Source organism: Lachnoclostridium phytofermentans (assembly GCF_000733755.1).
Lineage (GTDB): Bacteria > Bacillota > Clostridia > Lachnospirales > Lachnospiraceae > Lachnoclostridium > Lachnoclostridium phytofermentans_A.
On the sequence record NZ_JPOF01000007.1, the window covers coordinates 1 to 14,438 of the forward strand.

Genomic DNA, 14,438 nt, shown 5'->3' on the forward strand with positions numbered 1-14,438 from the left:
AAAAGAAAAGTATTTATCAATGGCAATAGAAGAGTATTCAAAACGCCTGAGCAGGTATTGCAAATTAGAAATTATCGAGCTTCCGGATGAAAAAACACCAGACAATGCCTCTCCTGCGGAAGAGCTTCAAATTAAGAAGAAAGAGGGAGAGAGGATACTAAAAAACATCAAGGATAGTGCCTATGTAATTGCACTTGCAATTGAAGGAAAGATGCTCTCCTCCGAAGAATTAGCGGATAAGATGCAGCAGCTTGGGGTAAATGGGGAAAGCCATCTTGTTTTTGTGATAGGCGGGTCACTTGGGCTAGATGCCGAAGTTTTAGATAGGGCTGATTATAAGCTTAGTTTTTCTAAGATGACATTTCCGCATCAGGTGATGAGGATGATTTTGCTGGAGCAGGTGTATCGAGGGTATCGGATTATTAGTGGGGAACCGTACCATAAATAAGTAGAGTTTTACTGAAATTGGATTTTAGAGAACTTAAAAGTAAATATAGTAATTGAAAATGAGATTGAATATCTAAAGATGTAAGATATTTAAGCTTATTTCATTGTTATTATTTAAATTGTGTGCATATATAAGCACTCGGATTAGTTGCGGTTATGAACTAAAGATTAAAGTTTAAAGATTTTAGTTTTATAGTAACTTGAAAAAAATGTTATTTTGTGTAAAAATAAAGAGGGGGTGATAGTTTGTTATAGAAAATGATTTATGAACTCCTGTGCTTCATCAAAAAGTTTAATACAAAGGGCTTATCTTAAGTACACAGAATGAGCTTCGAATTTTAATGGAGAATCTGTTACATAATAATAAAATAAATATGTGGGGTATAAAAATGAAAAAGATATTTATTATTAAGAATAAAGGATTAGATACGGATATATATAACAATGCAAATAAAAGCTTTCTGAATAAGACCACAGGTTATTATAATACACTAAATGATAGTGCTAATGAGAAGTATTTACAAGAAAATTGTCAATTAAGTGATCAAGGAAATGTATTATTATTATCATATAATGATTCCAAAGATACTGAAATAAAAGAAATTTTTATTGGTGGTGATGCTGTTGTTAATGATAAATGGAATATATCTTATATAATGTTCAGAAAATTGACAGTTGAACAAGATAAAAGAGCAATCCAAAGTATTATTGATAAGATTGATTTAGATATAAATGAAGATTTTCAGGAGAATACATATATAGTAGTTAGTGAAATGCAATCGCTTTACGATGAACTTGAAAATAGGATAAACTCTGTACGTAAAAATGAACTAAATATAGAAAGAAAATTTACTGAAGAGTTTGATAGTGAAAAGTATGTTTTATGTAAATTGGCACAACATGATTCGCAATCATTAAGGGTTAATAATAATGAAGTTACAAGTATTAATCGATCTAAATTTCAAAGAGATAGAGAACGAGTTGTTAATTGCAAGGCTTTTAGAAGAATGGTTGATAAAGCTCAAATTTTTAGTGCTAATAAAGGAGATTATTATAGAACTAGAATGACTCATACACTTGAAGTTAATCAAATTTCAAAGGCAATTGCATATGCACTAAAAATCAATTTAGATTTGACAGAGGCAATAGCATTAAGCCATGATTTGGGGCACACTCCATTCGGACATCAAGGAGAACGTACGTTAGACTATATATTAGCAGGAAAAATTGAAGCCGGAATAGTTATGCCTACTAATTTATTAAGTAAAAGAGTATTTGGTAGTTTTAAGCATAATTATCAGAGCGCCAAAGTTTTAACTAGATTAGAAGATAAATATGTAGATTTTAGTGGACTAGATGTTAGTGTTCAAGTAGTAGAAGGAGCATTAAAGCATACGAGACTAAAGAATGATATAAAGATTGAGGATTTTATTGATAGTAAATATGTTAACTGCATGAATTTAGCTATATCTAATGAAAAGTGTATTAGCGCAACTTTAGAAGGACAGACCGTTTCAATAGCTGATGAAATAGCTCAAAGGGGGCATGATGTTGATGATGCTCTGACATCAGGTTTTATGTCTATAGATGAGCTATTAGATAGACTAAGTGTAAAAAAATGTAATTGTTTACGTAAAAATATTGAAACAGAAATTGAGTCAGTCGAATCTTCACATCGTTTAATTGCTAATAAGACAGAATTAAAAATTACACGAATTGTTTCTTGTATAGTAAATTATTTTGTGACAGATGTTATCGCGAATAGTGAGAAGTTAATCAGTGAAAGTACAATAAGCAATGTTGATATGAAAAATGAAATTCAATTTGTTAAACTTTCAGATGAAGCTGCTCAAGTAAATGATTACTTAGAAAAAATAGTACAAAAAAAAGTTATATGCAATTGTGAAGTTGCAAGAGCTGATTATAATGCTAGTGAAATAATACGTACACTTTTTAAAAAGTATTATGCTAATCCGAGATTACTTCATACGGGTACTTTAAACAAGATATTTTATGATATGTTAAACTATAGTGATACAAGTGTATCAAATAGCGCAATAAATTTAAGCGATGGAAGTATAAGATTAGTTAATGAGGAAATAGAAGCAATAACAATGAAGGAGTTATGCTCATCGGAAGAAAAGATTGATGATAATATTAATTTCATAAAAAGAAAGATACTAATCAGGAATATTGTAGATTATATAGCAGGAATGACAGATGGTTATGCGATTGAAGAGTATGAAAAATTAAAATAAACTCTCCTTTCAACACGATCGGTGAACCTATGTAATGGAGATTTATAGCCTTAGGTATTGATGACTTACCTAAGGCTATTTTTACAGTGCCAAGCATGGCACTAATCTAACTGGTGCAAGTCCAGTCGCGGGTATTTACCGCCAAGCGTAGCGAACCACAAGTTGGTATCAGTAATGGTATGGATGAAGGAAGTGGTGTAGCAAAGTTCTTGAGCCTACGTACAGAAACTTGATAAGGCAATGAGGTGGGTAAGGTTGCTGTACAAACCAAAGCCCAAAAGGTAAACGTATAACCGTAGTTGTAAATCAAGAGGTTGTGGAACGAAAGATTAGTGTCTTACCTTGGGAGATCCTACCCACATATCGAAAGATATGGTCGAAAAAGGTTTAGGGAGGGAGTCAGATGATGTCATAGTAGGTGTAACAGCCGAAGGACTGAAACGATTTATAGTACGAATCGTTATTAAGAGAATAATGCATTAGCCAGAAATCAGATGGATGGAAAAGGTAGGAACGTAACCGAGAAATACTATCTATATCGGGAGGGGTGTTGTTTTGTAATAATCAGAGGAGTAACAGTAATGGAATTAATAGATGTGATTACATCAAAGGAAAATCGAAACAGAGCCTATAAGAAAGTAGTGGTAAATAAAGGCGCAGGTGGAGTAGATGGAATGAAAGTCGAAGAACTTGGTGCATACATCAAGGAAAATAAAGACGAAATTGTTCAATCAATCAAAAACCGAACCTATATGCCAAAGCCAGTACGCAGAGTTTATATTCCAAAAGATAATGGAAAACAAAGAAGTTGTCATGATGCCATAGAGCAAGCATTGGAATATCTGAACGAGGGATATGAATGGGTCATAGACATTGATATAGAACAGTTTTTTGATAAGGTAAATCATGACAAGTTAATTCAGATTCTTAGAGAACAAGTGAAAGACAGCACTACTTTGAACCTGATTCGGAAATATCTGAAAGCAATAAATATAAACAGAGATAAAGTGGAAGTAATGGAGGTAGATATATGGAGTTTAGAAAGGTATTCGACTTGATTCCAGATGAATTTGATAAATGGCGTCCTCAATACTGTCCTGAGGCTTTTGCAGACATAATCCGGTATGCAGATTTAAAACCAGGAAAAAAAGTACTTGAAATTGGACCAGGGACAGGTCAGGCTACAAGACCGCTACTTATGACTGGATGTGATTATGTTGGAATTGAGCTTGGAGAGCATTTATATGACTTTACCAAGAAAAAATTTGCTGATTATCCAAACTGTAAGATGGTCAATGGTGATTTCACTAATTATGATTTTGCAGAAAATAAATTTGATATGATTTTTTCAGCAGCTACAATTCAATGGATACCGGAAAATATTGCGTTTAGTCGGTCTTTTGATTTACTAAAACCAGGTGGATTTCTAGTTATGATAGCAAACATTGGAAATGATAATATCAGAAATTCGTCGGAATTGATTGCAGCAAAAAATGCTATATATGAAACATATTTTACTCCTCAGACACCGTATACTTGCAGAATAAATAAAGAAAATGTAGTAAACTACGGATTTGCTCCGATAGTAGTTTCTGACTATGAATATGATACAGATATGACTGCAGATGAATTTGTTAGTTTTACTATGACCCATGCGGATCATATTACTCTTCGTGAGCCAAATCGCAGTTTGTTCATGGAGGGTTTGCGAAGAGCCATTAATAACAATGGTGGTATATGGAAGCGCCATGATAGAGTAAATGTTGTGAAAACAAAGAAAACGATTTGCTAAATCCCAATATGTCTAAAATACATTACGCTCATTAATCAATGAAGATAATTTGTTGATACTTGCGACTGCGAGTATTAGATTGCTTAAGCAAAGATGATTCGTACTCAGTAAGATATAGTAAAACGCTACTTTCTTCCGATACGGTGAACCGTATCATAAGTAGCGGAGAGTTTTACAGAAATAGGATTTATACAACAGATGGTTGTACTAAAATAAACAACAATATTTACAGTAGACAGAAAATTATGCCTTTGACATTTATAAAGTACTAAAACTTTATAAATTTGGAGGTATCATATTGGTTACGCCATTGAATTATATGACATTATTGTGATATTATAGTTGATGGTATGCAAGAAATGTAACTTTATTATTACTAAGGACTTTTTGAATTTGTATACATATATAAAAAATCGATTACGGTTATTGACTTTAAAACTAATTTAATAATTGTAGTAAAACAAAAGAGGATATGATAAAATATAGAAAAATTTGTTTATTTTATGTGGAGGTAGTGAAGAAATGATTTTCAATAAAAACCTCGGCTTTTTTTCTTCTAATTTGGATAATTATATTGAGCAGATTAATAAAGGAGATGATAGATATCTATCTTTAATTTTTTGCGTTTTTGCAGAAGATTCTGCTAAGCATAAATCAAGAGCAGCACAAGTATTAAATGAAGTTTTCAATGAATTTTCATTTGATGATTTGTATAGAATTGATGCACAAATGCGTGAAACTACTTCAATGGAATCGAGTATCAACTGGAGTGCATTAAACATTAAACATTTTATCACTGAGCAAATGTCTGTGGATGAGAAGCGTGCAGTTTTTATATTTGCATCTTTTAATCCGAATGGATATATTAGAGAGCAAGCTGTAGAAGCTCTTACAGCATATAAGGAAACCTTGGCATTTATTCTGTTAAGATGTAATGACTGGGTTTACCAAGTACGTCAATCAGCATTATTGTTCCTCTCAAAAAGTTTAGTAAATGCAAGCGACGAAGAAATAGTTAATGCTTTACCTCTTATGGAAAAACTTCGTAGGAGTGGGAGGTGTGAATATAATAATATACTATCTATTATAGCTAGTGTATTTGAATCAAATAAATCGTTGATAAATAAAGGATTAAGAAGCCAAGATATGAGAGCAAGACGATTTTGCATATCTTTCCTCAATAATATGCCTAAAATTGAGTTTAAATATCTGCTTAATTATATACGATATGAGAAGGATCCTTTTTTACGAAAAATGATTTTTCAGATACTATTAAAAGCAAATTCAGATATTAAGGAATTGAGTAAGCAATTTCTCAAAGACAAATATCCACCTAATCGCATATTAGCATTACAATATCTATATGACAATAAAGTTGAAACTGTTTTTTATGAAGCTGAGAGAATGCTAATGGACAGAAATGCACAAGTCCGTACATTGGCTCGTAGTATTGTTTTACAAACTGAAAGACAGTTTGATATTCGTCAATGTTACCTTGATAATCTGTCCACAAGTACTGCTATTAGTTTATATGGACTGGGTGAAGTGGGATTTCATGAAGATTGCAATCTGGTAGAAGAATTTTTATCAGGAAATTGTAATGAGGTTGTCCGTGCGGCAATGACCGTTTTAATGCGCTTGGATTCAGCAACGTTTGTTTTTCGTATAACAGAGATGTTGTCATCAGAACACTCTGGTATTGTTAAGACAGCAACATTGCTTCTCAAAAAATACAAAGAATATGATTTTGAAAGAATATTTCAAATTCAAGAAAATTCTTCAAATGAGAACACAAAAATAAAATGTGCTTCGCTTTTATTTTTGAGTCCGAAATGGAAGTCATTGATTTATACATTGATGCTGATTGGCAGTGGTTATGAAAAATTAGAGATTTTATGTCAGACACAATTAAACAGATGGGTTTTTTCATATAACCGTTCCTTTGCAGTGTTATCAGAAAATGAAAAACGAGAGATAAAAGAACTTTTAATTGGAAAAAAAAGATTTATAAAACCTGAAACTATAAAGGAAATATTGTTTCTATCTAAATAGCAATCAATTTAGAGAAAGATGTCAGGAATTAGCTAAAAGTATAAAATACAAAGAATATGATATTAATCCTTATGTAAAAGGAATAGATAGAGGTATGGAATGAATTATATTTGTTGACGATGATCCAGTTCAGATTACATATTGTACCAATAGTGAGAGCCAACTCTCATATTATATTAATTCATTAGGATCAGGTAGAAATACCTGGTCCTTTTTTGTGTGAAACGCTATGAAAGTATTCTACTCGTAAGCTTAAAATTTTTCTACAAATAAGCTTTTTTTGGATATCGAATTTTGTTATGATGAGATATTTCTTAGATAAATACATGTAAAAATAGAAGATAGTAGTTTATTTTTGTAAAAATAGTTCTCTTTAGCGGTAACGGTTTCGTTTCTCCAATAGTAATAGTAAGAGTATCGATAGAATACTATTGATTATGTTAATAAAAGAAAGTGAAGGATAGGCATCAAATTAGAACATGATCAAGATAAATGAACTTAATTAGTAACACATTAAAAAGGAGGAATATGTTTTGTACAAACAATCTTTATTAAAAAACAAGTTAACTGATGAACGCCCATGGATGAAATATTATCCAGAACAATTTCAGCACATAGACATTCCGCATTGTTCCTTAAATCATTATCTGAAACAAAGTAGTAGAAGTTTAGACAATCCAGTAATAGATTATTATGGAAATGTATTGACATGGAATGATATATTTACAAAAGTGAATATTGTAGCGAAAGCGTTAAAAAAGTTGGGGTGTAAGGAAAATGATCGGATACCAGTATTTCTACAATCCGTACCAGAATTCATACTCATCTTATTGGCAGCAGAAAAAATTGGAGCAGCAGTAGTATGTCGTGATGGATTAGCTGAGGAAAATACGGAAGCAGTGAAACAGACAAACTGTCACATATTGTTTGCACATGATTATCTCTCAAAAGAAGAGGAAGAATTATATTATAAAGACACCAATCTAAAACATATTATAAAAGTTTCACCATATAATATGGCAAATAAGCATAAAATACCAAGTTACATAGTGGAAAATATAGAATCTAAGTATCCTAAAGAGGTTGCTTGCAATTTGTCTAACCTCACATGGGAAGAGTTTGAGGCCTTGGGAAAATCATATGATGGAGAGTATAAAGTAAGTTATAACCCATCAAGACCAGTATTTTGTGCGTATACAAGTGGATCAACTGGACCATCAAAACAAGTAATTCATTCCTCTGCTAACATAGTAGGAATCATACATCAAACAGCGTATTTTACATCAACCATTCAAATTCGTCTTAACTGGTTAATGACTTGTTTGCCACCTGCATTAGTTGCAGTTACAGTTGCTATGATTCTTACTCCAATAGCATCAAATCAGTTATTAATTCTTGATCCATTTTGTCCGGTTGAGGATTTGGATTTAGAATTAATGAGGCACAAACCAAATTGCTGGCCATTAATACCACAGTTTATTGACGTATTAGTAAATAGTAAACGTATTCCAGAGGACTTTTCATTAGAATATTTATATTGCATTGGCTCTGGAGCAGAAGCTCTGAACAATAAGCAAATAAGAACTATGCAAAAATTCTTAAAAAATCACAAGTGCAATTCATTTTTTAGTGTTGGTTATGGGATGAGTGAAGGTGGATCTGCTTTTACAATGCCATGTGAGGCAAAACCAATTGAAGGTTGTTGTTGTGGTATGCCTATGCCAGCTACAACGCTTGGTATTTTTGATTCTAAAACGAATGAAGAAGTGGATGCTGGAGAGCTTGGAGAGATTTGTAAACACGGTCCTGGTATTATGTTGAGTTACCAGGATGAAGAGAGTACTCATAAAGTGCTACAGTGTCATGAGGACGGAAAGATATGGATGCATACAGGGGACTATGGCTATATGACGGAAGATGGTGCTTTGTATGTAATGGGTAGAGGATTACCAGAAAGGGTAACGGGGGGCTATTTATTTGCAGTTCCAATGGAAAATAAAATATGTGATATAGAAGGCATTAATGATGCATTCTTTGTAGTTGCAGATGATGTAGAAAATGAGGGATATTATGTTCCGTATCTGTATCTTGTATTAGAAGATGGTGTTAGGTTAGAAGAAGTGCAAGCGAAAATTAATAATGCGCTTGAACCACATGAGCGACCAGTGAAGACAACAATCATTGATAAACGTCCTTTTTTCCATTTTAAAACAAATAGAAGAGGGTTAGCTTCAGAAATTGTTGCTATGCAGCGTACATAAGAAATATAGGCAATTGAATTAGGTTTAGTTCCGTTATATCAATTAGTTTAATTGATGTAACGGAATTTAATGTTACATTGTTTTATACAATGACAGAGCGTAGTATGGTTTGATTTGTTGAAAGGAGATGATAAATACACTTCAAGGTAAAAAAGTGAGCAAGCTTTTAAAAAACATTAGCAATGAAAAAAGTACTTCGGCAAAGTTTGAATAAGAAACGACTAAGAAGTGATGCGTAAGTTGCATTAGTTCTGTTAATATATCAGAACTATTTTTAGAGAGAATAATAAGGAGGAATCAATATTGAAAAAATATCGTGTACGAATTATTGTACTAACATTGTCTATCGTGTTAATAGTAAGTACGTTCCCTACACCATTATCTTCAAGAGGAATTACTGCTCAAGCTGAGCAAATGAATGTGAATCAAGATGATAATTTGACGAATGATTCACAAAAATCATTAGAACTTAAGCCGTTTACTAGTACGGAAAATCTTGTAGCAGCAATGAAGGGTGAGCTATCACTAAGAGCTGATTTTAAAGAGGAGGATGAAAGCGAAGAACAGATGCTTCAAACATTTTCAGATACAATAAAGGGAAAATGTGGATATACATTAACTGAAGTTAAGTCTTTACTTGCGATTGACATCTTTCAGGATAGAAATCAGAAAGAGGTTGATGTATCAAAGTATAATTTAAGTGAAGATGAGATAACAACCATAATAGACTTAGTTTTAAAAGATTATTGTGCAACTGATAGTATTGACGTTGTTGTTAATTCAGATGAGAATGGTATTGCACAATCAATTATTATAGACATGAATAGTGGTTTTGAAGCTGGATTGGATGCACTTGATGAAATGGATGGAGTTGGAAAAATTTATCCTGCAAGTGAAAATCTTGAGGAGAAAGAAACTGCTACTCCATCATCCTATTCAAGAAGAGCACAAACTTCTCAATCAGTTGCAAGTTCAGACGAAACAACTGAGATGCCCACGGAAACACCAACGGTAACACCAACAGAAACACCAACAGAAACGCCAACGGTAACGCCAACAGAAACACCAACAGAAACACCAACAGAAACACCAACAGAAACACCAACGGTAACACCAACAGAAACACCAACAGAAACGCCAACAGAAACGCCAATAGAAACGCCAACAGAAGCACCAACAGAGACACCAACAGAAACACCAGAGGAAACACACACATATGGTGATCCAACATTTACATGGAGTGAGATTAATGTAGATCAGGAAATACCATATACTTGTACAGCAATATTCACCTGTAGTGAGTGCAATCAAGAAACAACCGTAGACTGTACAGTTACTAGAAATGGGGAAACAACAGGTACAATTACATATACAGCAACTTGTGAATTTGAAGGTAATGAATACTCGGATACCAGAGTTGAAACACACATCTATGGTAATGTTGATCCAATATTTACATGGAGTGAGATTAATATTAATCAAGAAATACCATATACTTGTACTGCAACATTCACCTGTGTTGAATGCAAACAAGAAACAACCGTAGACTGTACGGTTACTAGAGATAAGGAACAAGCGGAATACATTATATATAGAGCAACTTGTGAATTTGAAGGTAATGAATACTCGACTACCAGAGATGCGACAACAGAACAACTTTATACTCATTGGGGAGCATTATGTACGTTCTATGGTCAAAGTGCTGAATATTATGGACTTTCCACAGAATACTGGATATCAAAGAATACAGAAAATAGTCCATTCGGAGCACTTAAGGTATTGGCGGGATACACTATAGATACCCCAGTTCCAGCCCCAAATATGGATGAACTTATTGCGGGGATTACTCAGGCATTTCAAGCATATGTTTATTACTATGGGGATGCTTTGTTAGCAGTAAGAGAAGATGCATTAAAGGGTCTTGACGATAGTATGACAGATTTACAGAAATGTTTAGTATTACATGACTATCTTGCAACGCATGCTGTATTTGATATGGATACATTAATGAATTATCAAAATGATGAAAAACAGAGTGACCCAATCACGATGACACCATTTGGTGCATTGTTATATGGTAAGATTGACGGATTAAATGGCTGTGTTTGTTTTGGGTATGCTTCCGCTTATACATACTTAGTTCAAAGTGCATTCCCTGAAATATACAGAGATGAGAGCAACGCTTTCAAGAGTTATGAGGAAGTCATAGAAAGTGGGCAAGATATGGTCGACTTTGTTATGATTAAATATGACTGTGATGTAACAGAAGTTGGTGTTACCCACGGTGAAGGTGGATTTGAAGGCAGATTTAATGAACCACACTACTACAATGTAGTGAAGTTAGATAACCAATGGTATAATGTGGATGTGTGTTATGATGATATTAAAACAGAAGTATTGACTCAATATCGTGTAGAAACAGATGGAAACTTAAGTCATATGTATTTTCTAGTTTCGGATCAAACAATAGAAGATTGGTATGAGGGTTATTATGAATATATTGATACATTACATGGAACCGATAGTGAAGAACCATGTAATAGTGAACAGTACGAAGATGCATGGTTTAGCAATATTGACAGTCCAATTTCATATGATGACGAATATTGGTATTTTGTAGAAGCACAATTTTCTGATCTTGATATGATGGACAATCAAGATGGAAGTTCCCCTCAAATCGGTGACATGGACGATGAGCAAATAGCTAAAATGATGAAAGATTATGGAGATCAAATGAAGATACGTCCTCGAGGTGCAGGTGATTTATCTGAAGAGGAAGGTACTGTGTTATTTGATTTTGGAAAAGGAAATGTAACCAATCTAAATACCAATGAGATAAAGGAAAGCGTGCTAGAAGAAGAGTGTGATGATGATATACAAATTAATAATATTTATCCAGATTTGACTCATTCGCTTTCTCTTTATAATGATATACTTTATTTCAACTTGAATAATAAAATTTATATGTACAATTTAGAGGATGGTACAGTTACACAATTAAAAGAGTACAATACAGTTCATGCATATAGTAATGGTAAACCATTTACTGGTAGTTCCTACTACATTACAAATGCACAGGATGAAAATCTCAAGTTTACCATTAATAATCATCCATTAGCTGCTCTTTGTATTAAAGATGATGGAATTATGTATGTAAGTGTAGCTACAAATTATAGTAACAGCGAGTGTTCTAAATACGAAAAAGAATCAGTTAACTATAATTTTATGTATAATCGCTTTGCGGAAGATAATTCTGAAGATGATAACGATAACTCAGAATTTATGTGGTGTGCCAATGTTAAGGATAATATAAATATGAGTGATGTTGCAACTTATCTTTCTGGTGGAGCAGAGCGTGAGAACGTAGTGATAGAGCCTTGGTGTGATAAACAAGGATATACAGAAAGTAGAGATATAGCACATGGATTTAGTTCAGGTACCGAGAAGACAGACTTTACAGGTGCAAAAGAACATCATTATATCATCAATGATAAAGAAGGTTGCTATATTTGTACTTATTGTTATAAGGCGTTAGCTACAGAGGACGCAGAAGAACAGGGAATAAAAACAGGTCATACCTATGGGGAACCAGCATTTACCTGGGGAGCCTTGGAAGATGGTGGATACACATGTAAGGTAACATTCACTTGCAAGTATTGCGATGATGTGCGAACAATAGATGCCACAGTAACAAGTAAGGAAGAGATTACTGGTGGGAATTCTGATTGTAATAAAGTAAAGAACACCGTGTATACGGCAACATGTGAATTTGAAGGAAAGACGTATACTGATACGAAGACAGAAGAAGCAGAGAAAGTCATAATTCACACCTATGGAGAACCAGAATTTAACTGGGAAGGGTCAGAAGATGGTGGATGCACATGTAAGGTAACATTCACTTGCAAGTATTGCGATGATGTGCAAACAATAGATGCCACAGTAACAAGTAAGGAAGAGATTACCGCTGGGGCTACTGACTGTAATAAAGTAAAGAACATCGTGTATACGGCAACATGTGAATTTGAAGGAAAGACGTATACTGATACGAAGACAGAAGAAGCAGGGCAAGTCGTAAGTCACACCTATGGAGAGCCAAAATTTAACTGGGAAGAGTCAGAAGACGGTAGATACACATGTAAGGTAACATTCACTTGCAAGTATTGCGATGATGTACGAACAATAGATGCCACAGTAACAAGTAAGGAAGAGATTACCGCTGGGACTACAACGGGCAAGAAAGAAAGAAAGACCGTGTATACAGCAACATGTGAGTTTGAAGGAAAGACGTATACTGATACGAAGACGGTAGTAGCAATAATAGATGATTCATCAGGTGGGTCTAATGGTGGTGGAAGCGGAAATGGCGGCGGCGGAAATAGTGGCGGCGGAAATAGTGGTGGAAGTGGAAATGGTGGCGGAAGCGGCAATAGTGGCGGAAGCGGCAATAGTACTGTAAGCTCTATTAAATTAAATCATACTGAACTTAACTTATTAAAAAATGAGACTTCCTTGCTGTCTGCAACACTTACCTCAGACAATGCTATCACCAAAGAAGTGGAATTTATCAGCCAAGATGAATCAATTGCAACAGTTGATCAGAATGGAAAAGTAACGGCAGTTGGAGTTGGAACGACTCAAATTATTGCAAAATTCAAGGTCGGTAGTGATATCACTGCTACATGTGTCGTAACTGTAAAACAGAAAGTTACTAAACTTTCAATATCATCTATCTCAGCGCAGACATTTACAGGAAACGCAATCGAACCAGAGGTTATTATAAAAGACGGCAAGAACCAGCTACAAAAAGGAAAAGACTATAGCTTAAAATGGACAAATAACACGAATGCCGGTACTGCAAAAGTGACAGTAGTAGGAGAAGGCGATTATACAGGAACAAAAGAGATCACATTTTCTATTAAAGCGAGATCACTCAAAGAAGTAACCATAAGTAAGGTTTCAAATCAAACTTATACAGGCAAGGCACTAAAACCAAGTGTTAAAATTACGTATAATAAGATGAACCTTAGGAAAGGGACGGATTATAAGCTAGAGTACCAATCTAACACGAATATTGGAAAAGCAACAATCATAATAAAAGGTACGGGTAATTACACTGGGACGATGAAGATTCAGTTTATAATTAAACCGGCTAAAACAGCATTATCCTCTGTAAAAAGTAGTAAATCTAATACTGTAGTTTCTGCTTGGAAATCAATGAAAGGTATTTCTGGATATCAAGTATTCTATGCGATATCCCCAAATGGTCCATACAAATCAGCAGGAATAACATCGAAAACTAGTTATACTATTTCAAAGCTAAAGTCAAAAACGACGGTATATGTAAAGGTAAGAGCATATAAGAAAATCGACGGAAAGAATTTATATGGAGCGTATAGTAACGTGATTAAGGTAAAGGTTAAATAGTTACTGACACTCTTAGAAAATAATATAAGGGCAGAGAGAAGCTTAAAACTAAGTAGAATTCTCTCTGCCTTTATATTCATGATCAATATGGATAAAAAAGAGGTGGTTATGATAAGATAAATATATAAACCATTGATATCAGTTAGCAAACACACTCTAGGTGGAAAAAGAAATTAAGAGAAACTGGAGATATTGAGCATATAG

Annotated in this window: 7 protein-coding genes; all 7 read left to right on the forward strand. The window is 33.8% G+C overall.

Annotation, left to right across the window (positions count from 1 at the left end; all coding sequences use genetic code 11):
• Positions 1 to 448: 23S rRNA (pseudouridine(1915)-N(3))-methyltransferase RlmH (rlmH, locus tag CC92_RS0115950; RefSeq protein WP_031420470.1), on the forward strand; the 448-nt coding region annotated here is incomplete at its 5' end.
• A 388-nt stretch (positions 449 to 836) separates the two neighbouring features.
• The gene (locus tag CC92_RS21840; protein WP_029505409.1) at positions 837 to 2,705 is read left to right on the forward strand and encodes a deoxyguanosinetriphosphate triphosphohydrolase family protein; all 1,869 of its coding nucleotides are present in this window, start codon (positions 837 to 839) and stop codon (positions 2,703 to 2,705) included.
• A 581-nt stretch (positions 2,706 to 3,286) separates the two neighbouring features.
• Entirely contained in the window at positions 3,287 to 3,763 is a 477-nt protein-coding gene (locus tag CC92_RS0115965; protein ID WP_051650589.1) for a reverse transcriptase domain-containing protein, read from the forward strand.
• On the forward strand, positions 3,736 to 4,497 hold the full coding sequence (locus CC92_RS0115970) for a class I SAM-dependent methyltransferase (protein ID WP_029501637.1): 762 nt from the start codon (positions 3,736 to 3,738) through the stop codon (positions 4,495 to 4,497). Before CC92_RS0115965 ends, CC92_RS0115970 begins: the two co-directional genes overlap by 28 nt.
• Positions 4,498 to 5,019: 522 nt before the next feature.
• Positions 5,020 to 6,549 carry a hypothetical protein gene (locus tag CC92_RS0115975; protein ID WP_029501636.1) on the forward strand — a complete coding sequence of 510 codons (1,530 nt, stop codon included), beginning with the start codon at positions 5,020 to 5,022 and terminating at the stop codon, positions 6,547 to 6,549.
• A 533-nt stretch (positions 6,550 to 7,082) separates the two neighbouring features.
• Positions 7,083 to 8,810, forward strand: coding sequence for a class I adenylate-forming enzyme family protein (locus CC92_RS0115980; RefSeq protein WP_034218350.1), 1,728 nt, complete (start codon positions 7,083 to 7,085; stop codon positions 8,808 to 8,810).
• A 303-nt stretch (positions 8,811 to 9,113) separates the two neighbouring features.
• On the forward strand, positions 9,114 to 14,234 hold the full coding sequence (locus CC92_RS0115985; protein WP_029501634.1) for an Ig-like domain-containing protein: 5,121 nt from the start codon (positions 9,114 to 9,116) through the stop codon (positions 14,232 to 14,234).
• Positions 14,235 to 14,438 lie beyond the last annotated feature (204 nt).